Here is a 24407-nt window from a genome sequence, read left to right as displayed (position 1 = left end):
AACTTGTCGCCCCTTCAAGCAAATCTATCGAGGATCCACCAAAGGAGCTTCCAATGAAAAATCTGCTTGCCGCAATCGGCCTCATTGTAGTGCTGAAGAAAGGGTACGAGCTGTACTGCGAATACAACGAACTGAAACGTGAGAAAGAGGCTCGTCAGTCTCCTTCCATGTGAATGAGCATCTTCAGTCCTCCCACAGCCGGCATAAAGCTATAACGCCCCGCTGAGTGGGACCCGGTCTGATTTCACAGGCAAGAGCTGGCACAATGCCACTCAAGCCGCTAGCATCGGCACTGACTTGACGCCAGAACGTTGGCGATAAGTCGCATTTCAGCACAAGGTAGTCTTCATGTCCCAAGCGAAGGATACGCTGCTCAGGCTATTCGCATTATTGCGACTGATACCCACCGAGCCTCGGCGCATCGCAACACCAACCCTTCTCGAAAAGCTCCGCGATAAAGGCTTTTCCGTAACTCTGCGCTCCATCCAGCGCGACCTGAACCGGCTGTCTGTTCCCTTCTCCTTACAGTGTGACGATAGCGAAACCCCATTCCGCTGGAGTTTCACACGAGACGCACCACTGAAGTTGGAAGACATGGATGCTCCCACCGCGCTTGCCTTGTACCTGTCGGAAAGCCATCTGAACACCTTGTTGCCCCAGACGGTGCTGGATCAACTGAGTCCGCAGTTCCGGCGGGCCCGAAACTTCCTTGGCAGCCTGGGCAATAATGGCCTGGCGGATTGGGCTAGGCGTGTTCGGGCAATTCCCTACGGGAAAACCCTGCTACCCGCAGTGATTGCTCCGACGGTATGGGATCAGGTTTCCACCGCCCTCCTGGAGCGCAAGCAGCTGGATGTTGCATACCAAAGCCGAAGCAAAGGTGAGCTCAAGCGGCTGCGCCTACATCCAACAGGCCTCGTGTCACGACACGCCGTCAGCTATCTGCTGGCGTCTGTCGATGGATATAGCGACCTGCGCCAGTTTGCCCTGCATCGCATCCGCGAGGTTCGAGTGCTGGATGAAGCGGCAGAGTCGCACGCCACATTCGACGTCGATGACTACATCGACACCGGGATTTTCAGCCATCGACAGGCCGAAACGCAGGTCGAACTGATCGCCGACGTACATCCACAGATTGCCGCCCTGCTCAGCGAGACGCCACTGAGCACCGTGCAGAGTCTGAGCGATCTGCCCAATCAGGCCTGGAAGAGGTTGCATGCCCAGGTTGCGCTGGACCGGGACACCCTATGGTGGATCTTCGGGCTCAACGACAACATCCGGGTCCACGCGCCGCAGGTCTGGGTCGATGAAATCCAACAGAAGCTAGGCAACTTGCGCACCTTTTATTCAGGGCCTGACTACTCGCCTCACGCGTGATAACGCGGTGGTGGACCTCCATATTTTGATGAAGGAAGCTCCATGGACAACGAACGTAAAAGGGCACTGAACAACTCAGTCAGCCTCTGTCCGATCTGGCCTACGCAGGCATCGGAAAAGATTGGCCACATGCTGACCGAGATCAGCCACGCAAACGTCATCATCGACAAGATTGCCGGAACGGCACAGAACAGCGCGATCAAAGGCGGGTTCGCGGCCGAGACCTGGCACGCCGAATCGTTCAACCTGGACGCCATCCTCAAGGACAAGGACGTCCGGGCCTTCACCGATAACTTTACCAATACCCCGCTCGCCAAGAACCATACAACCCATGACATCGTCGTGATGAAAGGCGATGAGCAGTTGCTCGGCGCGCAACTGAAATATTTCAAGAATGGCGATGCCACCCAAAAGGCCTTCAGGTCCACTAAGGATGGCATTCACCAGTACCGGGACAGCGATGCCTTTATCGGTCCCGCAGATCAGATCGAGCAGATCAAAGATGCCGCGAAACGCGACATGCTGCGCAACCAGCAAACCCGTCCAGAGGTGGCCAATGCCGCAGAAAAGGTACGTGAGAAGACTACGGCTAATCTCGACGTCGAGGGCGCCCAGTCGACACCGCTGAGCAAGCGGGACGCCGAACACCTGGGCAGTGGCAGCAAGACCGGCAAGGAACTGCATGAAAACATGCAGAACGGTTACCTGAACAAGGCGACTGTCCAGCAGAGCCTGCGCGCGGCGGGCTCGGCGGCGGTGATCACCACCGTCATCGCGGGCAGCATCAACACTTTCCAGTCGATCAAACGTGTACGGGACGGCGAGATCACGGCAGAACAAGCAACCTTGCTGATTTTGCAAAACACCGCCATCGCCGCCGGCGACAGTGCGCTGAAAGCGGGTGTCGCCACGGCGACGGTCAGCATCACGGCACGTAACCTGCCGACGCTGTTCGCAGGCTCTGCCTTCAAGCGCACCTTCGCCAACAGCGGCGTGGCGGCGGCGGCAGTGTGCGCGGTGGATGTGGTCCAGAACGTGGTGCTGTTCGCGGCGGGCAAGATCACCCGCGAAGAACTAGAAACCCGGGCCGGTCACAATCTGCTGCAATCCGGCGCCGCCGTCGTCGGCAGCTCAGTGGGCGCCGCGGTGGGTGCTCTTGGTGGTCCCATCGGCGCGCTGGTCGGCGGCATCATCGGCGGCCTAATTACCACGATGGCCATGAGCATCGCCATCGACAATCACATTGAGAAAAGCTTCCGTCTGACGCTGGAAGCCACCGAACACGTGGCGAGTAACGCCATGATCATGCACGACTCGCTGGAATACCTGCAGATGTCGCAGTCTTTCTATGCCGAGTTCCACAAGGGGCTGTATCTGTCCGAGCGACATTTCGCCGGCCAGGTCAAGACCATGGCAGCCCAAAGCACACAGTTGAAGAACCTGATCGATAATCTTTAAGGCGTATTTTCAATGAGCGAAACGGTCGAAGCAGCACCCCAGGAAATCTTCCAACAGCCGCTGGATGCCTCGGAGCAGGAGGCGGTTGAGGCCCTCGTCGCCCAGCACCGGAACAACGCCGCGCAGACCCAGCAACTGGCGGTGGATGCCTCGCGGCTGATCACCTGCAGCGAAGAGCGCCTGAAGCAACAAGCCGAAAGCGGATTCTTCAAGCGGTTTGCCAGTGCGTTTACTGGCAAGAGTCGTCAGAACCAGTTGCAGAACCAGGTCGACGCGCTGCACATGCAGAAATTCGCCTGGCACTACCTCAAACAACTGCAACAGCAGAACCTGATCAACGCCCAGAGTATTGCGGTGATCCGCAACAACCTGGGCACGATGAACGAATACATCATCGAAACCCGCGAATTCCTCTTCCAGGCGGTCGACAAGATCAACCGTCGTCTGATCCGGGTCGAGAACAACACCAGTTTTCACCAATGGTCGTTGAATATCGAAGCGAACAAGCGCCGCTTCAAGTCGATGCCCAAGGCGCTACTGGTGCTCAACCTCGCGTATGACTTCATGCGCAGCCATCCCGGTGTCGCGCTGACTGCGCAAGACATCAACCACCTCATCGTCACGCTGGAAAAGCTGGACGTGGACTGCGACGAAGAAGTCGAGCTGCTGAGCTTCATCATTGACTTGATCGACCAAATCGAAGCCACCAGCATCGAACGCTATCGCGCCGTCATCGAGCTGTCGTTCGAGGAGCATGTCGCCGACTCCTACTTCATCCAGAAAAACATCTCAGGCTTGGCATTCAACTCGCTGTATTACCTCTCCGACGAGTATGACCGCATCATCGACATGATCTCGGACGGTGAAGTCTGTGATAGTGACGAAAAACGCGAACGAATTATTTCCAGATTCTTTGGCAAGGCGTTTTCCGGTCTTTACACCCAGTACAGGATGCGCGACCTGATTGAGGAGATCATCGGCGGCAGCCTGCTGACTCTGGAAATATACAAGGATCAGCACGGCCTGAACGCGCTGCCCGACGAGGCCATAGAAGACGCCCACGCCGAAACGGTGGCGCTGGTGTCGTCGCTGCCGGACATCAATGCCCACTCCTTCTTCGACACCACGGATGACCGCGAAGCCCGACACAATTATCTGTTGCTGTTCGCCCTGTGCATCGAGAACTCAGGGTTATTAAACAGGCAGGGCCGAGAGTTTCTCGAGCTGCTGGCGCACAAGGCTGAATGCCCGCAGGTGCCGGGTGAAATCGCAACGCTGGCGGACAATCCTCGCAAGGCGCAGGACTACCTTCCGATCTTGCAGGATCTGCTCAAGAGCGATGACGAAACCTACACTTGGTTGCTCGACGCGTTCTACCTGCTGACGCTATGCCAGAAAGCCATCGAAGGGCCGCATGTGCTGCGCATACTGAACGCGCTGAAGCCCACACAGTTCAAGGAGCAGTTCCCCCGCGTGCTGGCGGTGCTCACCGAGCAGGACGAGGAAAACGTACTCGCTGCAGCCGAGAAGTTGCAGCAGCAAACTCACGGCTGGAAGAACATCGTGCGCTATCGCGAGTTGCGCTTCGAAAAAGCGTTCGCCGATATGAGTACCCAATTGGGCAAGATCAGCTTTGAAGCCGTGCATCTTTCGCTCGATCTGACAAAGGCGACCATGAAAGCCTCGGATTATTCGTACTTTATGGAAGCTTGGGATGACTCGTTCCTGAGCAAGGTCAGCAGTAAAGTGGGCGGCACGGCGTATACGATTGGCCGCAGCTCCTGCCTCTCCTCGCTTAACGAGATGCGCAAGAAGATCAGTGAACTCATCTCTGGGCATTCAAGCACGCTGAATCAGGGCAATCGCGTGCTGACGCGATGGGGCCTGCCCTCAATTACGTTCAAGGACGAGTCCGGCTATGCCGATTTCGAGCTGGATAATTCCGCCACGAACGAGGATTGGTACGACCAGTTCAGTCACTTCGAACGCCAGTTGGACGACACACTCACTTCCTTCTCCGAAGCCTGCACCGATGTTGCCAACCAGCTCGACCTGTTCGCGGAAGGTCGATTCGACGAGTCAGTGGTTGAACGCAAAGAAAAACAGCGCGCCGAACGGCTCGACCAGCAACAGCAGGAAAAATTGGCCAAACAGTCGGTCGTTATCGAAAAGGACGGCCATGATCATCTGTTCAGTATTGAGTGGCGCCAGGTAGAGCACCCGCCCTGTGATCCCGAGAAGATTCAGCACATCAAGACCGATGGCACCACATGGCTGATAGTTGACAACGACGACCGGCTCTATCGGAGCCTCGACCGTGAGCACTGGCACACTGTGCGTCTCAGAGCTTCCGAAGACTCACCGCGCATCAGCAAATTGGATATTGTGAGCGGCATGTGGATCGCCATGGCGGGCTATAGCGAAGGCTTTTATTACTCCCACGATGCGCAAAACTGGAAACAGAGCCACTTCCCGGACGTGCCTGGCTACGAATTCACCCGCACCGAAGAAGTCTGCTACTTCAACGGCCTCTGGCTCTGGCGCTTCAAGGAGAGCAAGGAATACTCCTACACTGAAAAGGGCCTGATCTTCGATTCGACCAAGACCGGCAACTACGACAAGATAGCCGTCTTCTGCACTGCGAACCTCGACAATCAGTGGCAGCGCTGGGAAGACACACCGAGCCTTCCGGAAGGCGTCGTGGTGGAGAGCCTCCAGTCATTACCGAACGGAAACACGCTGCTCGCGTTCTGTAAGTACGATTGGCTCTACAAAACGTGGAAAAAGAAGAACAACGCATCCTCCTTCGTCAGCTACTTTATTGCCGGAAAAGGCTGGCGAACCTGCACTTGGGCCAGCGAAGACGATAACTACGATGCACCGCTCATCACACGTATGGGCCTAAAGCTGTTGTGCTTCTACTCGGACCACGTCATGACGTCAGAAAAAAATGGCTACGAGTGGAAGCTTCAATCCAAGGACATCCGCATCAATACCTGCGCCCATTTGCAGGATATGAGCCTATTTTCGACACGCTGGGGCCGCGAAACGCTCTACGTAAGCCAGACAGGGGAATCCTTTGCGGAGTTGGTGCTCGAAGAAGGTACCTGGAAACACATCGCCGCTAACGAGCAAGGCACCCTGAGTGTCTACTCGCCGAACAAGCATGAAACCTTCCTGCGAAGTGGCAACTACATCTGCCAGCCGAAAGCGTAAAGCGGATCTGGTGCCAGAAGTGGGCAGAGTGTAGGTCATAGCCTGCAAAGCATCGTCTTTGCAGGCTATGGTCGCCCCCTAGGATGCGGCCGATGCCAACGCCCCCGCCGCATAAGCTATTGCTATTCAAGCACTAGCAGATACCTCGCCACAGCTCATCAGACTCGACAACAGCTATGAATCGGCCAGCAGTAAATCCGTCAGGGAACAATGAGCCCCGCCCCTCCTCCTCATCAAACTGATCCACCGACCGGAGGAGTTGCTTCTCGTCCCGCAGAATTACCTCCAGTGCCTCACGAGATACCACTCTGAACCCATCGACTGATTGCCCATCGAGCTCAATGGAGGTATCGACGATCCAGGCTCGCAAATCCGACTCGGGATGCTGACCCTGGTAGCCCAACCTGAAGCGCAAATCATGATCAGCCGCCAACGCCTTTGCCACAGCGACACGCTTGCGACGCAGCTGCCAGGCAGCCTTACGCAAAGTATTAGTGCGATGCAGCCAGACCTCATGTTTGGTCGAGCGGATATACCCAGACTTGACCTCCATAAGTAGCAGCACACCATCCCGCTGGCAGATCAAATCCACCTCGCCGGCGTCGCCCTCTTCTGCAATAGGCGGCAGATACCCCACTTCAACGGCAAAGCCCCGTTGCCGAAGGCTCTCGGCTAGGGCCAGCTCCACACGCCGGGTTTCTACCTGTGCATCGGCTCTACGGGCATTCACACGGCGCAGGTTATTGATCGCTGCCGTCAGGTTGTTTTGTTGCGCGCCGACCCAGGGAAACTGAAAGCTGTAGCGGCCAACTTTGTAGAAGGGTTGTTCGTACAAGCGCGGTGTAGGCATACCCGGCTGCTGCTTCAGTTGCTGAGATAGCGCCTTGAGATCACTGGTCCAGAACTTGAGAATTGCCTTGGCTGAATCGGCGCTGCCTAGCGGATGCTCCTCGCTGACCGTCCAGCCTTTGATCCTGCGGATCTTTTCTTCTTCTTCAGACCAAGTCATGGGGAACCTGTTCTCCCCTGACAGCAGGCCATCCATAGCCAAACGGCCAAGGGCATGCGCAAGCACGCCCGACTCGCGAAGATAGTCCTGGAATGGCTGGATGAACTGGCTCTGAAAGAAAACCGAAGTCAGCTCGCTCGCCAGCAACACGTGGTGAAGCTGAACCTGAGTACCATCCTCGAGCGAGAGCCAATCACCCAGGCCATAGATCTGCTGCAATTGCAGCTCGCTGCGACACGCCTTGATATAGGCCAACTGATTCAGTTCATGGTTCTCAGGCGAACCGATGATTTGCCCAGCCATGCCGGAGCCAACGAATGCCTGCACCACGCGGTTCATCCAGTAGTGCCAAAGCAGGTCGCTCTTACGCCCGGTTCGCTGCCACCGCACAGCTCCCGCCTCCGACTGGTTATAGATAACCGACTCGCCAGGTTTCAGCTGATAATGGCACTCAGGATCGAAGCAAAACCAGTCAATCGAACCCTCGTAGTCGATCCGCTCTTGGGTGGCAGCAATCAGAACGGCTAGCCATTCGAGATTTTCACGACATCTGGCTGAATCAGCTGTGGGCGATGCGGGGAAAATAATCGGTGAAAGATGACGCTTCAGCGACTGCTCGAGCCGTGACTCGTTCAGGCGAAAATCCTCTTCCGGGCAGGCCCGGAGTTTCCTCAAGATAATGCGGTTGTATACCGTCCACTGCTGACCGGAACGGTCATCGGAAGCGTCATCGGAAAACGCCTGATAAGCCAGCACGCTGAGGTAGGAAAAAAACTCCAGCAGAGATAAGTGCTCAAGCTGTTTCTCAGCGTTGGCAATTAGCTCATCAAAGGGCTTGAGCTGATCAAGCAAACGGTCGCAAACACCGAAGAATACTTGCCACTCTTCCCCCGCGAGCTCCGCACGAAGCGCTAGCCAGAGCGACGAAGCAGTACGCTCAAACAGCTTCGAGTAGCGAATCGCCCATCTGAGGGTGTCTGGGGCAAGGCTTGCCAACTTCAGCAGTTGCTCGACACTAATTGCAGTGTCGAAGTGCAACACTCGACTGAGCGCAAGGCTTGCCAGTTCGGATCGAGCAACCGCATCCGTATCAAGCCAAAAACCAGCTGATGCCAAGCCTATCGCGCGATCAATCGCAGAGAGCTTTTTACCTGCAGGCCGTTGGTCCAGGAAATGATGCAGGCATTCGTCAAGAGCACGCCCTGCATCGAATTCAGGCCGATTCCTTTCATAAACCGACTGATAATGCTGCCGGCATCGCTCCCCTTTCTCGGTCATCCCACAGCACTCACACCATCCTTAGGTTCCTGGCCAGAGCCTAAACCACCGACTGGCCGGGACTCCATAGGCACCGTGCGAGCATCCGGCACGCTGGCAACCCATCGGATCAACAGCGCGAGCTTGGTCGGATTGAAGCCTGACGTTTCGCAGCATTGCACGGTTTCGCGTGGCTGGCGGACCAGACCTACTAGCGTTCAAGCGCCTGCTCAGAATCTGCCGCTGCCGGTTACCCTGGCAGGCTCCGCTCTGCTGGCCTCGGTGGCCCAGCGCCGGCTCGTCGAAGCCAAAGGCAGTGGTATTTCCCAGGTGATCGCGGTCCTGGAGCTGCTGGGCATGACCACGGTGATCGAGGTGTTTCTACCCCGACGCCTGGGCAACGCACCTGTCCTGGGGCGGCCTGTTCCCGTTGCTGATCGGCCGCGGCGCCTGGTCGCCAGAACGCCAGCTATAGACTCGTTAAGCAACTGGTCCAATACGAAAAAGAAAACCGGCCGAGGCCGGGTCCTTAAAGGGAAAATCCATCATTGTGGATGCTCAGCAGGAGATGGGGTTCAGACTGGTCAGCCGCAATGATGGCAGCCCGATAATGTCAAACTGACACAGCCAGCACAACCTGATCCAACCTCGCCTTGCTCACCCAATCAACCGGCGCGATCGCCCCAAGCGAAGACACCTGGCCCCTACAGGCCTCACCCGCAACGACTGGCCATCCTCGATCAGGTAGTGGCAGGCATTGATGACGTTCTGCTTACCTGTATCGTCGCGATGCTTGAACATCCCTACCCCGCACCGCTCCTCGTAGCGCGCCTTCTCATGGTTGCAGCTGTGGAAATACCCCCAGCCATCCGTGATCCTCTCCCACAGCTTGCCAATAGCTTTAGCCTTGACGATGTCCATGAGCACCTTCCGGCCATCGAAGAAGAAGGCAGCATGGATGTGGTAGCCCATGTCCTCGCCTTGCTCCACAGCGCAGATGTAGCCTGTCTCGTGTTGGAAGACCGGATCGTATTCCCGAGCCCGGATCAGCCTGTCCAGGTCCTCGAAGACGTCCTCCACCTTCAGGCGAGCACGCGCTGCTTCCCGGTAGTACAGATTCACTCTCACGACTACGGTACGTGAACGGCTAGCCATCACCCGCTCTACGTATTCAGTGACGGCTTGCCGATTGCGTTTCTCCCGGCATACACGGTCATGCTTCCCACGCTTGAACCACCTAGTCTGTACGTGCTCCCGGATCCTCTCCACGAGCCAGTTGTAGGTCTCAGCCTCTGACAGGAGCCTTCCCTCGCTCTCGTCCATGCACGTCATCCCGAACATCCCGAACTCGATGCCGATGTCGTAGCACGCTTCCTTGAACGCGATCAGGTGTTCACTCAGGAAGTACGTCTCGTCATGCACCAAGTGATACATCTGCCGAATGTGATCGAAGTACCGAGAGAGCCTGGTTCTCTTGATGACTTCATCTCCCTGTGCGTCGTAGCTGATCCGGAATGCAGGGCCATCGTGACGGATCACTGCGTTCACGAGTCGTTCGATTTGAATAGCGATGTCGGATTGGGAGAGGTGTTTCGCTGCTTGATTGGTCATGGTGTGTACCTGGTTGGTTTAGGGCATACCAAGTACGGAGTGGGTATTTTTAAACTGGAGAGGTGGGTAGCTAGGTTCCTGTGGTAGCTAGCCATGAGTGGAGAGAGCTGAGTGGATTAGAGGTAGGTTGTTGGGGGATAGTTAGCAGTGGAATAGGTGAATGGATTGGATAGGTTGATAGAGATAGTTAGTAGCTATATCAATAAACCACACTGCCCTGCTCGCCAAATAACAAGCGCCATCGAGCATCCAGACGAAGAACTCCAGGCCTAACCGGGATAATTCACAGAGCAGGTAACTGGGAGTTATCTGAGAAATAGCATTAGCCTAAGCAGACGGCAGAGCTACCCGATGGCCAGGAAGCCCCTGGCCATCGGGTAGCTCTATCGCCATTAATGCTTACCTACAGCCTGGAGTTTCTCATCACGCTCAGCAATCCGTTCAAGGATCCACTCATGTACTTCGCTCTCCAACCAACGAACGCAACGCTCCCCCACAGATAAGGGAAGTGGGAACGTGCCGAGAGCGATGTACTTATAGATGGTCGAGCGAGCAAGGCTGGTGAGGTCCATGACCTCTTTCAAACTGATGATCCTCATGGACATGGACGGTGCTCCTAGTATTGGTCCAGAGGATGGGCAACGTTCATAAAATTTAACCGGTAGTACTCTCCATCTCAAAAGAGACCAAGCCATGCTTGGAAAGCTGCTCTCGAGAAAGGTCAGACTCTTTCGTCCAGATCTCGGCGTGCCCCTTGGTGCTGCTTAAAGAAACTATACATTCAGGGCCATCTCCCCAGGGCTCTTGAGCAAAGACCAAGGTCATCGAATCATCCGTGTCTCTATTTTTGGCAGGGAACGCAAGCACCCTCCGCCCTACCAAGCTCGCAAAAGCTCTATCCCCCGCTATTCGATTCTTAACCCGCGAAGCCAAATGGAAAGCCCACCAGCACATGTCAGCAACCATGACCTCAAGCGAGGAATCATCTTTACCCGACGCGTGGAGGCTTTCAGTCATGATTTTCTCTAGGCCATCAATTTGGGGGAGACGGACAGAGTCGCCCAAGACGCTCCAGTGATTCGAAAGAAGCAGGCTTACGCCTTGATAGATCCTCCAGACAAGCATTTCATAAGTGCGGCCTAGGCCCTGAAACGCCCCTTGCACCCGCGCAAATCGCTCCGCAAAACCATGGCGGCTCTCCTCAGAGCGCATTGCCTCACCATAAAAAGCTACAACTGGGCTGCTGCAGTCCGCCGAAGCAAGCCCTGGATGGTTCAGGTTCAGGATATAGCTGCTGGTCACTTTCGTATCGGCATAGAGCGAGTCCGAGAGCCCCGCTATCTTTCGGCGAATGAAGCCAAGCTGTAGGAGTTCCTTCAGCCACCTGTCGACCTTCTCCTCCCCCTCCCCCAATAACTGTCGGAGTTGAGCGAGCCCGAGGCCATCTACCAGTCCCAGTTCATTGGCATGGGCGAATAGCGTGGCGAGTAATAGGCGGAGTTGCGGTCTCAGAAGCTCATTCGATGATGCCGGCGTCCGGTTGGCCTCATAATCACGATAGATCACACCACTGAAAAGGTGACGCAGAACGGGCCCATGATGGGATGTCGAAGTGCTGAGGTCGCCGAGTTTGCAGGCCAGCCCCTGGCTCACCTTCAGCCCGAGTGTGGGTCTTCCTGCCGTAGCAGCCTTGCGGCAGTCAAAGCATTGATGTTCAATCAATGCCTCGCGGGCCCTGGATGCCACTCCAGGGGTCACCTCCAAGGATCGAGCCAATTCCTTCACGGACATTTCCTTCCATTGGGTAGCATCAAAACGATAGATGAACGCGATGAGGAAATACTTCGCCTCAGCCCCAACGCCAGCTATCGGTGCAGTCAGCAGCACCTCCCCCATGCCATACCCCCCTTTTTCGAGCTTTTACCCCCTATACCGCACTTGAACCCCAAAAATCCATAGCGTAACGTTACCGTAACGCAACAAAATTGGATGGAAGGCATGGCTAGAGAGTATGAATCATTCTCATTATGGATATCAAAAAAACTCCTAACGGAATCCGATATCGCCTGGGCACAAAACTACCTGCATGGAAAAGGGGAAATATCTCTCCATGGGCCTGTAGATTTAGATCGACTTCTTAAAGCAGGAGTAAAACTAGAGAAAACCGACTCAGGAAGAAATACCCTTAGCCAGTTAAAGGCTGCCTATAGGACAAGAAAAAGCAGGAGTACGGAGGAAAGATCAAGCACAGGAGACATCAACCCCGCAGAGCAGAACCTCTCCTCTCAAAACAGGAACTACAAGACACTAATAAACCTAGCTGACGAAGTATTAAAATACGAAGAAGCGCTTAAAGCAAAACTAAAACATTCAGAGAACCAGATAAAAGAATTAAAAGAGAGAATATCAAAATCTAAAAAAATCACACAAAAATCCCTCAATAAATCAAAAAAAGCAGCAAAAACACTGAATAGCTTTCGGGAAAGCCCCCTAAAAAACTCAGAAATAGAAAAAATCATACAGGACAATGAAGAGATCAAAGAACTACTTATAGACACACTAAACATTCTAGACCCACTCCCTCCTCAAAAGCGCACCATAAGAGACTCAGATATGAACAGATACAAAACATGGCCAACAGCCAAAGCTACAGAAACTACAGAAACTACAGAAACTACAGAAACTACAGAAACTACAGAAACTACAGAAACTACAGAAACTACAGAAACTACAGAAACTCAAAATAGCCCTCAAAAGAAAACACTAACAAAAATATTTAAAATTATAGAGAATCAAACAAAGCCATTCACGGATTAATTCAAACCAGACAAAAACACCGCAACAGCCCCCAAGAGCATATCCGCAAACTAAATAAATATGATTAAATAACTTTCCTACAAAACTTACGCCAACGGACCAATAACCATTGTCAAGCATATCCCCCATTTATCACAGACTAACAGTCCGCAACTGATCGAAAGTCAACCCAACTGTACAGAGTCTAGCATTCACGCAGTTCACCAGATGGCAATACAGATAACTTTTCATATCAGATCAACTCTCTCTTTTTCATGCGAACCAACTAGAACGCCTTAGCAATCCTCCTTCATAGATTGCCATATCCGGCTATATATAGCGCGCAAACTCACAATTACAGATAGCAAATTTCACTCAGCGACTGATCTTCAAAAACTTTGGCAGGGCGCTGTACGTGCTGGGACGCAGAGCTGGCGCCAGAGATAGGCCACCCGTTGACTGGAAGATCTACCTCCTAATTCACGAAGTACTGTGAAACGAGGTAGATAATTTCGGCAACAGGAGCGTTCGTCGTGGCCACCGAAGCCTTGGACGCAGCCAATCCCCGATCAGGCGATACGCACTACCCGTGACATGACCATCAGCGTGACACGCTTGCTCCATACGGAGCTGATATCATCATTCTCCGTACTACGACAAGCTGAAGGTTCGTCAGAGTCAAAGCTGTCTTGGGTCTGCATCCTGCTTGTGCAAGCCCGCCTATATGCGAACTTGTTGTAAGCCCCCACTGCGACTCTGTGCAGAGCATCTCAAAGTAATCCACATTCGTCGCGACCACTTCGTCTTCAGTCCAGTCTTCGCCTATGTGGATGCTGCTGCAGCCAAGCGCAGTGAGGGCAGGGACTACCGTTGCTTCGCCACCTGAGAACCGCTCTGAGGATAAAGGCCCCTCGCCTGGGTACTGCTTGCCGGACGCAACGCCGGCAATCGCCTTGAAGTCGCAGCCCGCACCTGTCCGAGGATCCCGCCTCCGGTAGTTACGTGACTTATCGAATCCATAACGAGTGGGGAGACCGTCCTGCCCAAGGCTACGAACTCGTCAATGGCTTTTTTTGTACTACAGCGCGGCCTGTTAGTTGCGTAAGCAATGTCATTGGTGACCACATCCGTTGTAGGAAAATAGATCCTGCAACAGGCCTAAGACTGGTTTCAAGACGCGGAGCATTGCCGCGTCCACGATGGAAACCCTTACAATCTGTCTTTCAGAACATTCGATCAGTCATTTCAGGCAGACAAGCTGATCGCCAACCCCATCTGGAGGCTTTGCATTCTTGGAACCTCTCGTCGATGTGTCCTCTCTTGCCAAGGCGCTTGAAGAGTTCGCAAGCGCTCGGAACTGGCATCAGTTCCACTCCCCGAAGAACCTCGTCATGGCCCTGACTGGCGAGGCCGGCGAGCTGACGGAGATATTTCAGTGGATGAGCGAAGAGGATTCGCGATCAGCCGCCAGCCACCCACAGCATGGTCAAGCCATCAGAGAAGAGCTGGCAGACGTCTTGATGTACCTGGTCAGGCTGGCGGACGTGCTGGGTGTGGACCTCAACGTGGCTGTCGAGCAAAAGCTGAAACTCAACGGGGAGAAATACCCCATCAACAAGGCCCATGGCACTAGCAAGAAATACGACCAGCTTTGAAAACAGGTTCAGGGAAGAGAGCGTGATCGTCTACGAAGCCACCAAGCAGCAATTCCTCCACGACAGCGGCAACGACGACATCGAAGATGTGATTCTCGCCCACTACACGGCGAAAACGGGCAAGGGAGTCGGCCGCTCCGAAGTTGCTTCCTGGAAAGGCTCGCTGGGGTACATGGCCAAGGTCCTACGTGATGAGGCAGTGCCGAATGACACCGGCCTCGCGATCGAGCTGCACCTCCCGCAGTCGTCCAAGCGAATCGATTTCACGCTGACCGGCCATGGTGAAGCAGGCGAGAAGAATGCCGTCCTCGTTGAACTCAAGCAGTGGAGTTCCTCGAAGCTGTCGGAGAAGGATGCAATCGTCGTCACCGCGCTCGGCAAGGGGTTGAACGAGACAGTTCATCCGTCCTACCAAGCCTGGTCACACGCCTCGCTGCTCGAGGGCTTCAACGAAGCCGTCTATGAACGGAGCATCGCGCTTCGCCCATGCGCCTACCTGCACAACTATGTCCGTGACGGCGTCATTGATGCGCCTCACTACCAGCCCTACATCGACAAGGCTCCCCTCTTCCTCAAAGGGAAAGAGGAATCCATCCTGCATTAGGGGATCTGCCCCTCCCCAAACGCCTTTCCGGCTTGGAGGCGGCGCAGAGCCCCTGGACATGAGCGAGCGGCTCGCAAAGTAGGCGGCGGTCTGTACGTTAGGGAACGTTAGCGCTGCCTCTCAGTCACCCTTTTCTCGCCGGGCCATTCTGGTCGGCGGGCTCTCGGTGCGGTGCCGTACAGACCACCCTCCTGGCCGGCTGCAACCTGCACAAAGACAGGCCATTGCCATGCAGTGGAAGGAGGCACCAAATGTTCGAAGCTCTCGTACTAACGCTACTGGCCCTATGGGCAGTGGGATTGATCACCTCGTACTACATGGGGGGGCTGATTCACATTCTGCTGCTCGTGGCGATCGGGCTGGTAGTGTATCGATTCAGGCGAAGACCGCTACCGTAATCAAGCCCAGGCTCATCCTGCGCTCGCACCGTTGCGGGCCGTCGGCAGGCAGACGATGGCAACCCAAGGCCATTGCGTCGAAGCACGGCCATGCATCCCTCCGCAGATTTCCGAATTGAGCGCCTGCGCGCGAACTGCCCTGGCGCCGGGTACGCCCCGGGCGAGCATCACGGCCCGCGCACGCTCGGCATCGTTATGCAAGGTCCCGCGAAGAGTGACCACGCCATCGCAGGTACTCACAGCAATGGCCGAGCCGCTGACATCCCCCACCGGCACCAAGGCCAGCATCACTTTGGTGGTTATCCAGATATCGTCGGCAGCCAGCCCGAACTCCGTGGCGAAGGCCCTGCAACGTCCGTCATTCACCGGCGCCTGCCACGGGTTCTTCGACTCGGCTTCCACCTTCGCTCGAATGATCGGCACCTGCGGTAACGATTGTGCCCCGGTGATCCGGTTGTCCACCGAGATGATCCCCGCAACGCCCATGGCGATACTCGCAGCCAACCGCCTGGAACCCTCGTCGTCGACGCGCCCGCTCAAGATGGCACGGCGTGCCTGCACGAAGGCTTCCAGGTTGCTGGTACGCAACTCGGGGCGTTGCGCATACTCCGTGAGAATCGATATCTCCAGGCGTATGTCGGCAGCGTCCTGCGCCCCCTGTCCGGCGGCGATGGGCGCCACGCCCGCGGCCAGCAAGAGCCCTGCGAAAAACCCACGCACGATCATACCCGGCCTGAAAAGCCTGCATCCCATGGCGCTTGCTCCTGGACTGATATTCAAATCTTGCCACCGGCGAGTTCCAGCATCGGTGCGCTGGCGTACCCTGGAGCTCGCCTCGGTGCTCCTGCGATAGCTCTCTGTACGCTTGCGCACAGATGCAGGGGGTGCACATGCGTAGGCTGGAGCCAGGTCGCAAAGAGGCGGCCTTTTTCCAGGAGAATCGCCATGGCCGGCTATCGCCATCAGGTATCGGGTGTGTTCGCTCACCGTGCACAGGCCGAAAGCGCACGTGTCCTGCTGAGCGAGCGAGGAATACACGACCGGCAGATGCGGATACTCGGCGCCAAGGACCTGCCTCCTGCCAACGGATCCAGCCAGGTGAAGCGTACGCTCAGTCAAATGCTGGCAAGTGGTGCGGTCGGGACCCTGCTTGGCTTGGCGGTGAGTACGCTGACCGCCATCGCCCTGACCCGCACCAACGCCGGGCTGTTCAGCGGCCCCCCGCTGGTTCTTGTGGGCTGGGGAAGCGCCCTGGGCGCCCTGCTCGGAGGCATGGTTGGAACTTCGGCGAACGCCGGCCAGGTTGACAGGACCTTCCGCTATGCCATCGCCCATGGCGACGTAGTCCTGCTGGCGGAGACCCTTTCGGAACGCGAGACGCTGCTCGCCCGCGACATCATCGAAGCCTCCCTGGGTGTCGGCACGCACATGGACATCAGCCTGGTCTGAACCTGCGCAAGACCAGGCCGGGGCCTGGCCAACGGGCGCCCCCTTGCGACGGAGCCCCCTTCATCACCGACCAGTCGGTACTCCCCAGGATTCCCCGGGTAGCGTATCGCGGCTGGCAGCCAACGAGGATTTCCCGTGAGACCACCCCGTCAATTGCACGACCTCGGCCAGAGCCTGTGGCTGGACAACATCACCCGCGAGCTGCTAGACAGCGGCACCCTGCGCCGCTACATCGACGAGCTCTCGATCAGCGGCCTGACCTCCAACCCGAGCATCTTCGACGCCGCCATCGGCAACGGCAGTGCCTATGACGCCGGCATCCGCGAAAAAGCCCAGGATGGACTCTCAGGCGAGGCGCTGTTCATCGAACTGGCCCTGGAAGACCTGCGTCGTGCGGCAGACCTGCTGCGTCCGCAATTCGAGGCGAGCCACCGGCTCGACGGCTGGGTGTCGATGGAAATCTCGCCGAACCTGGCCGACGACAGCGCCGCCAGCCTCAAGGCGGCGCGGCACATCCAGAGCCGCGCCGCGCGGCCCAACCTACTGGTGAAGATCCCCGGCACCCGCCACGGCATCCCGGCGATCGAGAACGCGATCTTCGCCGGCGTGCCGGTCAACGTCACCCTGCTGTTCTCCCGAGAACACTACCTGGCTGCCGCCGACGCCTACCTGCGCGGCATCGAGCGACGCATAGCCGCCGGCCTCGATCCGCGGGTCGGTTCGGTTGCTTCACTGTTCGTCAGCCGCTGGGACGTGGCGGTGAACGACCAGGTGCCGGCCGAACTGCATGATCGGCTGGGCCTGGCCATCGCCGGGAGGACCTACAGTGCCTATCGCCAACTGCTTGCTTCGCCGCGCTGGCGCCGCCTCGCCGCGGCCGGTGCGCAACCTCAGCGGCTACTCTGGGCCAGCACCGGCAGCAAGTCCCCCACGATCGCCGACACTTTCTACGTCGAGGCCCTGGCCGCGGCAGACACGATCGACACCCTCCCGGAGAAGACCCTGCGGGCGTTTTCCGAACACGGCTCGCTGACGCAGACCATGGCCGAGGACGGCGCTGAAGCCGAAGCGCTGCTCGCGCGCTTCGCACAGGCCGGGGTGGATATCGGCGCGCTGGCGGAACGGCTGCAGAAGGAAGGCCTGGAGGCGTTCGTCACGTCCTGGCGGCAGTTGCTGCATCGCATCGACGAGAAGAGCGCGGGCTTCGCCCCGCGCCGACGCTGGGTGAAATGATCGCCATCGGGCCGCCAGGGTGCGCTAACGCACTGACGGCCGCCCCCCATCGCTGACAAAGTACTAACTCCGGCCGCCACGAGCACGGTATGTACCGGCTCCGCCATCCAGCGGCCCTCCCCTTGCGCTACCGTTAGAGCGTGCCCCGTGAACGAAGATCAAGTGAAAGGCAAAGTCAAACAGGTTTCCGGCCAGGTCAAGGAAACCACCGGGAAGGTGGTCGGCAACAAGTCGCTGGAGAACAAGGGCAAGGTGCAAAAGGCGATCGGAAAGGTCCAGGAAAGCGTTGGCGACATCAAGGAGGATATCAAGAAGGGAATCTAGCCTTGGCCGTATGGTAAAGGCTCCGCCTCTCGCCCGATGATCGTTGTGAGGCGGAAATCGTCAAACACTCTGTCGCGGTCACCTGGTGATACACAGCAATGCCACCTCCGAGCGACCAGGAAGATCCCCCATGATCACTCACTTCAAAGTCGACGGACACCTGGCCTGCGGCCACCATGGCAGCAACCTCCTTTCCACCGGCGAACCTAGCCGCGTGAAGTGCCGCAACTGCAGAGGTACCGAGGCGTTCCAGAACGCCCGCAAGGACATGAGAAATGCGGCACGCAAAGCCGCCCGCAAGTTGCTGAAAGTCCATGCGAAGCAAGGCTGGCGTGCATTCTGGCTGGAAAAACTCACCGAGATGCCCGGGTTGCAGCGCCTCCCAAGAGGCTTCAGCGGCCAACCGTACATCTAGCCATCTCCCGGGCAGTCAGGCCCGGCTGCGCTGTACCGGCATCCCCCAACGTCAGCCCCGTTCCCGATTCCCCGTCTCCGAAGCCAGGGGCGTTGTTGGCGGGGCTATTACTATCGGCCGTCGCCGGCATCAGTCTGCCTCTGCCGGGTAATGGCCATGACCGAGCGTCCGACCGCTCAGCGCTTGATCCTGGAGATCTTGGTCCCCTCGATGCTGATGCCGGCCATCAGCCCCTGCTGGTCGAAGACGAAGGCATAGGCGTCATCCTTCAGCGTCGAGGTCGAGAGATTCTTCGCCACACCCTCGTCCACCACCACAACGGTCGGCCCGACGCCGATCTCCCAGCCCTGAGTGTTGCCGACGTACTGGACGGCCTTCTCGGTCATCAGGAACACCACGTAGCCATACGACTGGGCGCCCGCCTGCAGGCCCCAGGAGCCGGTCACGGAATTGTAGTAGCCGTCGACCTTCGAGCCCTTCAGCAACTCGCCTTCACCATAGCTGCCGCCGAACACCAGGCCTGCCTTGATGACCTTGGGGAACACCAGCACGGCCTTGGCGTGGTGGGAAATGGTCTCGGCGAACGGGGTGGCCTTGTAGAGGATCTGCAGGGCCTGGCGGGAGTCCCTGTCCAGGTCCTCGGCAGTGGCCCCCCGCACGTCGGTCATGAAACCCGCCGAGACGAGCGAGAGGAAGGCAAGCATGAACAATGGAACGAAGGTTCGTGAACGGATCATCGTCGTACTCCTCAGGTGGATAGGGGCTCATGCGTGACCTGCACGTACAGGCCAACGCCCTGGCGCCCGGGGTGATCGTGCCGATTCACGTCACGGCGCGTCGATCATGATGTGGGGAGAACGACAATCCTTCCGTACGCTAGCGCACCCACGGCACTGGGGCTCCGCGGCGTTGTACGCCCTCCGTGCCCATGGAAACGCCACGGCGGTCGGCATTCGGAATCACCGTTCAACAGGCGGCTCGTCGTCATCGTCGGGCAGAAGAATGTTCTTCAGCTGCGGCCACTTGGCACCGTAGCTCGCCGGCTGCTCCACCGGCACGGGCGCCGGCTCTTCCGCGGGCGGCGCCTCAGCCGGTTTGCCGCCGGCTGCCTTGCAGTTGCCACGGGAGGAATAGCGTTCAGCCGCCGATTCATATCGCTGCGCCAAGGGAATGCGTTCTTCCGCCGACGGCTCCTCGAGGGTGGGTTCGATACGCTTGCACATGATGCTCTCCAGGTACGGTTTCGGGGCTTCAACAACAGAACGATGAACGAAAAGCGCCGCCGCGTCGGTGCGTAGGCGTACAGACCCGGTCTGGTACCGGCTGCAGGATGAAGCATGCTCATCGCGCAGCTGCGCTGAAGGCCGAAAAATGGACAGTCTCCCCCTGAACACCCGGCAGTTTCCGCCCGACGCAACCCCCTGTGCGCCGCAACGCCTCTATCTGCAGAAACTGAGCGGTGTCCGCTACCTGGCCATCCTCGAGATCGACGATACCTATGCGCTCACGCCCGCCTACGGACGGACCAGGCACGTAACGGGCGAAGACCTGAGCAACGCCGATGTCTGGGAAACGCTGCATTGAACGGCAGGCCGTAGGCCTGATCGCAGCCACTTGCCGGCAACCGCTGGGCAAATGTTCGATAGCGTACCGACTGGCCCTACCGATGCTGCAAGTCTTGATTCCCCGCAGCCCTTCGATGACGAGGGGCACAAGACAACAGTGAGGTCGCCATGAACAGGTTCACGTCCACAGAGCACGGTGCGATCGAGAAAGCACCGGAGCAACAGCGCCGCTCCGAGCCCGACTCTCCCCTGGCCCACAGGATCGAACGCCATTCGGACGGCAAGCCTCGGGAGAGCAGTCCTGTGCCAGCCACCACGACGGAACCCTCGAATCGGGGGAGAAAACCGTTGCGGGCCAGCGATCAGAAGGGCTGACAGCCACGCAAGCGCATCCCCTTGGGGAGCCAGGGCCAGGAGGTCATGGCCCACTTCCGGCGGGAGGTAAGGAATCAAAGGCAATGCTGACATTCCAAGATGCGAAACAACGGCTCACGTCCGCCTTCGCGCCCTTCATCTGTACCCCTTCCAAGAGCTGGGACGGTTCGTTGAGCCTGCTTTTCAGGAACCCGGGTACGGGGGCCGTCGAGACCTTCGTCACCGCCATCGGACCTGAGCAATGGCAGAGCGAAGTCGCCATCGCACGACTCATCGGCGAGTTGCGCCTAGAAGCGGACACCTGGAATTGCGGCCATTTGTTTGTTGACGATCTGGAGCACGACGCGAACGAACGGCCCCCTGAACATTCACTGGAGGCAGCATGAGCACCTTTACCATCGAAGGCTGGTGCAAGACCGGCAACGAACAGAAGGCCGTCGCGCTGGAAGGCATCCACTTCTGCCTGAATGGCAACGACCACCTGCTGCTGGAGCAGGCGCAGGAACGCCTGCAAAGAACCCATGAGCCGGACGTCATGGTCGACGTCAACCTGGCCACGCTGGAACTGCGCCTGCCGCCAGGCTATGGCCCCTTGTCCGACTGCGGGATGCGCGTCTACCTGGACTCGACCCAGCGCGGCCAGTTCCACCTGGTCGGGCACCAGGCCAGCGACGGCAGCCTCATCTATAGCAACGCGGTGCTGATCGATCAGTTGATCTAGCGACAGCCCACCATGCATGACCAGCGCGCTCGAGCCGGTAACAGCAACGGTACCGGCTCGATCCAGCAGACGCTATGGCGGTGCCCCGGAAGACTTTTGCAGCGAGCTAGTTTTCCGACCATTTGCGCGCGTTTTCGGTACGCGCGGCCTTGTTGTCCGCCCTTGGTGGTTCCTGGGGCGGTTTCCTGGGACTACTTCCGCTCACTCTGCGCCAGGCCCGCCGGCAGAGCACCAGGGCATGCTTCCATTGCCGCTTGAGAGCTGCCGCAACGGAGCGTTTCATGATGCCGGTGGCTCCTGGCTCATCAGGTCATCATCGCCACGGGCGGCGTGCCGCTTCACCGCAGGGGCACTCTTCGATGCCTTCGACGGACGAGTCGACTCGGCATCCGCGGCCTGATGAAGGGCTTCGTCGGCACGGGTCTTCGGGTTGGAGTAGCTTTCCGCGCGGGACAGCCGTGGTGCTTCGTTGCGAGGACCTTGTGGGTGGGATTGCCCCTTCGGGCGACTGGACTCGTTGTTCGGGCCTTGCTTGCCTGGCTTGTCCATGATGACCTCTTGGCTCATCCCGCTCTCGCAGCATTGCGAGGTGTCGGGGTACAGACAATGGCGACCCGCGAGCAGCGTGTCGGTGCGTTAGCACGCATACCCCGGGGCCCGCTCCACAACCGAGTGGCCGGCCCAGACCACTGGGTGCGCTACCGAACAGACAGTTCGGAGTCCGAACTTGCAGGGTAGATACGCGACAGATCGCCCGGTGACCCCATCTCCAGAACTAAAAGACAGGGATGAAAAAGTTGCGCTTTCCAGCCTCGAAGAAGGAGTGCTCTGATGCCGACCGACCATTCGGATGCTTTTGTCTTCTTCGGCGTGCGGGGCGACCTGGCGCACAAGAAAATCTTCCCTGCCCTACAGGCTCTCACCCGTGCCGGCGAACTGGACATGCCGGTCATCTGCATCGCCCGCGCGGGCTGGACTTCGGGGCAGTTGCAGGAATGGGTGCGCACCAGTCTCGAAGAACACGGTGGAATCGATCGCGACGCCTTCGTCCGACTATGCAGCCACCTGCGCTACATCGATGGCGACTACGACGATGCGCAAACCTATGTCCGGCTCAGGCAAGCCTTGGGCGACGCGGTCCGGCCGCTGTACTACCTGGGCATCCCGCCGAGCCTGTTCGACAGCGTGGCCCAGGCCCTGGCTGAATCCGGCTGCGCCGGCAACGCCCGGGTGGTCCTGGAGAAACCCTTCGGCCACGACCTGCGCTCCGCCCAGGCGCTGAACCGCTCGCTGCGCGAAGTCTTCCCCGAGCCGGCGATCTTCCGCATCGACCATTACCTGGGCAAGGAGGCGCTGCTGAACCTGCTGTACTTCCGCTTCGCCAATGCCTTCCTCGAACCGGTGTGGAACCGCAGCTACATCGACAACGTACAGATCACCCTGGCTGAGCGCTTCGGCGTGCCAGGCCGCGGCCATTTCTACGAAGAAGTCGGAGCGATTCGCGACGTGGTGCAGAGCCACCTGCTGCAGGTCATCGCCCTGCTGGCCATGGATGCGCCGCAGGGCACCGACATCCGCTCGATGCGCACCGAGAAGCTGCGGCTGCTGCAGGCCATGCGCCCGATCGACACGGCGCAGGCGGTACGCGGCCAGTTCCACGGCTACCGGGACGAGCCGGGCGTCGCGGCGCACTCCCAGGTGGAGACCTTCGCCGCCCTACGCCTGTACATCGATACTTGGCGCTGGGCCGGCGTCCCCTTCTACATCCGTGCAGGCAAGTGCCTGCCACTGACTGTCTGCGAAGTCCTGGTGACGCTCAAGCGCCCACCGTTGGCAGTGTTCGACGCGCGCCCGGAGGCCCGCCCGAACTATTTCCGCTTCCGCCTCGGCCCGCAGGTCACTCTCGCTACCGGCGCCTACGTCAAACGCCCTGGCGAGGCGATGCGAGGGCAGACCGTGGAACTAGTGGCGCACCATGCCCCAGGCAATGAGGAGCTACCCTATCAACGCCTGCTCGGCGACGCCCTGCGCGGCGATGCCACCCTGTTCAGCGGAGACGAGTGCGTCGAGGCGGCCTGGCGCGTGGTCGAGCCTATGCTGTGCCAGCCAGGCGTGCTGCACACCTACGCCACCGGCAGTTGGGGACCTGCGGCCGCGGCCAGCGTGCTGGACAGTGGCGACGACTGGTACGACCCGCAAGCGGAGGCCCTTTCGCCATGCTGAAACCGGTCCCGCTGGTCTTCCTCGTCGACGTCGACAACACCCTGCTCGACAACGACCGCTTCATCGACGACCTCTCGGCGCACCTCGTCCAGGCCTTCGGCAGTGAGCAGAGCAGGCGCTACTGGAGGGCCTTCGACGAGTTGCGCAGCCAACTCGGCTATGCCGATTACCTGGGCGCCGTGCAGCACCTGCGCAACGGTTGCGACAACGAGGAGGAGTTGCTGCGGATGTCCAGCTTCCTGCTCGACTATCCGTTCCGCGCGCGGCTGTATCCCGGCGCCATGGCCCTGCTCGCGCACCTGCGCAAGCTGGGCCAGACGGCGTTGCTGTCCGATGGCGACATGGTCTTCCAGCCACGGAAGATCCAATGCTCCGGGCTGTGGGAGGCAGTCGGTGGCCAAGTCCTGATCTACGTTCATAAGGAACGCATGCTCGCGGCCATGCAGCGCCGCTTCCCAGCCCGCCACTATGTGATGATCGACGACAAGCCACTGCTGCTGGCTGCGATGAAACGCGCCATGGGTTCACGCCTGACCATTCTGTTCGTCCGCCAGGGCCACTATGCTGCCGAAGCCATCAACCGCCGCATCTCGCCAGCGGCGGACATCAGCGTCGAGCGCATCGGCGACCTCTGCGCACTGAACATGTCGGACCTGAGCATCGCCGCAGCGACCGACCTGGCGGCCAACGAGGACATGCCATGATACCGGCCCAGCAACTG

At 58.3% G+C, this 24407-nt stretch carries 23 protein-coding genes and 1 pseudogene; 16 read left to right on the top strand and 8 right to left on the bottom strand.

The annotated features are described in order from the left end of the window. Positions 1-348 precede the first annotated feature (348 nt). Genes RN02_RS23720 through RN02_RS23710 form a run of 3 tightly spaced genes read left to right on the top strand, consistent with a single transcriptional unit; the run spans position 349 to position 6051 of the window. Positions 349-1377, top strand: a complete 1029-nt coding sequence (locus RN02_RS23720; protein ID WP_043317308.1) for a helix-turn-helix transcriptional regulator — start codon at positions 349-351, stop codon at positions 1375-1377. Positions 1378-1419: 42 nt separating this feature from the next. Next, a complete protein-coding gene (locus tag RN02_RS23715) occupies positions 1420-2835 on the top strand; it encodes a hypothetical protein (RefSeq protein WP_023082725.1) in 1416 nt (471 codons plus the stop codon). Positions 2836-2847: 12 nt separating this feature from the next. Next, positions 2848-6051, top strand: coding sequence for a hypothetical protein (locus tag RN02_RS23710; RefSeq protein ID WP_043317305.1), 3204 nt, complete (start codon positions 2848-2850; stop codon positions 6049-6051). A 133-nt stretch (positions 6052-6184) separates the two neighbouring features. On the opposite strand, the gene RN02_RS23705 is transcribed toward RN02_RS23710, so the two are convergent. The 4 genes from RN02_RS23705 to RN02_RS23690 form a co-directional block, all read right to left on the bottom strand. Further along, complete coding sequence (locus tag RN02_RS23705) at positions 6185-8338, bottom strand: hypothetical protein (RefSeq protein WP_043317303.1); 2154 nt, start codon at positions 8336-8338, stop codon at positions 6185-6187. Positions 8339-8974: 636 nt separating this feature from the next. Next, entirely contained in the window at positions 8975-9928 is a 954-nt protein-coding gene (locus tag RN02_RS23700) for a YagK/YfjJ domain-containing protein (RefSeq protein ID WP_043317302.1), read from the bottom strand. 392 nt (positions 9929-10320) lie between these two features. Continuing rightward, a complete protein-coding gene (locus RN02_RS23695) occupies positions 10321-10527 on the bottom strand; it encodes a helix-turn-helix transcriptional regulator (protein ID WP_024128445.1) in 207 nt (68 codons plus the stop codon). Positions 10528-10582: 55 nt separating this feature from the next. Further along, positions 10583-11824, bottom strand: coding sequence for a hypothetical protein (locus tag RN02_RS23690; RefSeq protein WP_169720934.1), 1242 nt, complete (start codon positions 11822-11824; stop codon positions 10583-10585). 102 nt (positions 11825-11926) lie between these two features. Here RN02_RS23690 and RN02_RS34025 point away from each other — a divergent pair, with 102 nt between their 5' ends. From RN02_RS34025 to RN02_RS33460, 4 genes and pseudogenes are all read left to right on the top strand, one after another. Then, the gene (locus RN02_RS34025) at positions 11927-12745 is read left to right on the top strand and encodes a hypothetical protein (RefSeq protein WP_177331074.1); all 819 of its coding nucleotides are present in this window, start codon (positions 11927-11929) and stop codon (positions 12743-12745) included. Between the two features lie 1271 nt (positions 12746-14016). Continuing rightward, positions 14017-14379 carry a nucleotide pyrophosphohydrolase gene (locus RN02_RS23685; protein WP_043317300.1) on the top strand — a complete coding sequence of 121 codons (363 nt, stop codon included), beginning with the start codon at positions 14017-14019 and terminating at the stop codon, positions 14377-14379. Between the two features lie 22 nt (positions 14380-14401). Further along, positions 14402-14968 (top strand): annotated as a pseudogene (locus RN02_RS23680) (ATP-binding protein); the annotation flags it as partial. Positions 14969-15234: 266 nt separating this feature from the next. Next, positions 15235-15381, top strand: a complete 147-nt coding sequence (locus RN02_RS33460; protein ID WP_135499835.1) for a lmo0937 family membrane protein — start codon at positions 15235-15237, stop codon at positions 15379-15381. A gap of 12 nt (positions 15382-15393) precedes the next feature. Here the strand turns inward: RN02_RS33460 and RN02_RS31760 are convergent, their stop codons facing one another. Continuing rightward, the gene (locus RN02_RS31760; RefSeq protein ID WP_052267816.1) at positions 15394-16134 is read right to left on the bottom strand and encodes a BON domain-containing protein; all 741 of its coding nucleotides are present in this window, start codon (positions 16132-16134) and stop codon (positions 15394-15396) included. A 192-nt stretch (positions 16135-16326) separates the two neighbouring features. Between RN02_RS31760 and RN02_RS23670 the strand changes: the two genes are divergently transcribed. From RN02_RS23670 to RN02_RS23660, 4 genes are all read left to right on the top strand, one after another. Further along, positions 16327-16830: a hypothetical protein gene (locus RN02_RS23670; protein ID WP_043317296.1), complete on the top strand. Its 504-nt coding sequence runs from the start codon at positions 16327-16329 to the stop codon at positions 16828-16830. Between the two features lie 135 nt (positions 16831-16965). Next, entirely contained in the window at positions 16966-18063 is a 1098-nt protein-coding gene (tal, locus tag RN02_RS23665) for a transaldolase (protein ID WP_043317294.1), read from the top strand. Positions 18064-18210: 147 nt separating this feature from the next. Then, entirely contained in the window at positions 18211-18387 is a 177-nt protein-coding gene (locus RN02_RS32715; RefSeq protein ID WP_074980468.1) for a CsbD family protein, read from the top strand. A 130-nt stretch (positions 18388-18517) separates the two neighbouring features. Next, positions 18518-18802: a hypothetical protein gene (locus RN02_RS23660; RefSeq protein WP_043317293.1), complete on the top strand. Its 285-nt coding sequence runs from the start codon at positions 18518-18520 to the stop codon at positions 18800-18802. A 176-nt stretch (positions 18803-18978) separates the two neighbouring features. Here RN02_RS23660 and RN02_RS23655 read toward each other — a convergent pair whose 3' ends face one another. Further along, positions 18979-19539 (bottom strand): YSC84-related protein, encoded by a 561-nt coding sequence (locus RN02_RS23655; RefSeq protein WP_043317291.1) that lies wholly within the window; start codon positions 19537-19539, stop codon positions 18979-18981. Between the two features lie 222 nt (positions 19540-19761). Beyond that, entirely contained in the window at positions 19762-20025 is a 264-nt protein-coding gene (locus RN02_RS23650) for a hypothetical protein (protein WP_043317289.1), read from the bottom strand. Between the two features lie 148 nt (positions 20026-20173). Here RN02_RS23650 and RN02_RS23645 point away from each other — a divergent pair, with 148 nt between their 5' ends. The 3 genes from RN02_RS23645 (at position 20174) to RN02_RS23635 (ending at position 21463) form a co-directional block, all read left to right on the top strand. Continuing rightward, positions 20174-20386, top strand: a complete 213-nt coding sequence (locus RN02_RS23645) for a hypothetical protein (RefSeq protein WP_043317287.1) — start codon at positions 20174-20176, stop codon at positions 20384-20386. A gap of 439 nt (positions 20387-20825) precedes the next feature. Continuing rightward, a complete protein-coding gene (locus RN02_RS23640) occupies positions 20826-21128 on the top strand; it encodes a hypothetical protein (RefSeq protein WP_052267815.1) in 303 nt (100 codons plus the stop codon). Further along, on the top strand, positions 21125-21463 hold the full coding sequence (locus RN02_RS23635) for a hypothetical protein (RefSeq protein WP_043317285.1): 339 nt from the start codon (positions 21125-21127) through the stop codon (positions 21461-21463). Before RN02_RS23640 ends, RN02_RS23635 begins: the two co-directional genes overlap by 4 nt. A 279-nt stretch (positions 21464-21742) precedes the next feature. On the opposite strand, the gene RN02_RS33455 is transcribed toward RN02_RS23635, so the two are convergent. After that, positions 21743-22030: a hypothetical protein gene (locus tag RN02_RS33455; protein ID WP_135499834.1), complete on the bottom strand. Its 288-nt coding sequence runs from the start codon at positions 22028-22030 to the stop codon at positions 21743-21745. A gap of 264 nt (positions 22031-22294) precedes the next feature. Here RN02_RS33455 and zwf point away from each other — a divergent pair, with 264 nt between their 5' ends. Together zwf and RN02_RS23625 are read left to right on the top strand one after the other, a co-directional pair. Beyond that, positions 22295-23686 carry a glucose-6-phosphate dehydrogenase gene (gene zwf / locus RN02_RS23630; RefSeq protein WP_043317284.1) on the top strand — a complete coding sequence of 464 codons (1392 nt, stop codon included), beginning with the start codon at positions 22295-22297 and terminating at the stop codon, positions 23684-23686. Continuing rightward, positions 23680-24390, top strand: coding sequence for an HAD family hydrolase (locus RN02_RS23625; protein WP_043317282.1), 711 nt, complete (start codon positions 23680-23682; stop codon positions 24388-24390). The genes zwf and RN02_RS23625 overlap by 7 nt, the downstream gene beginning before the upstream one ends. Positions 24391-24407: the final 17 nt, after the last annotated feature.

It is taken from the genome of Pseudomonas sp. PI1 (assembly GCF_000812405.1).
Lineage (GTDB): Bacteria > Pseudomonadota > Gammaproteobacteria > Pseudomonadales > Pseudomonadaceae > Pseudomonas > Pseudomonas citronellolis.
Note: the sequence above shows the minus strand (reverse complement) of the source record. Positions and strands in the feature narration are given on the sequence as shown.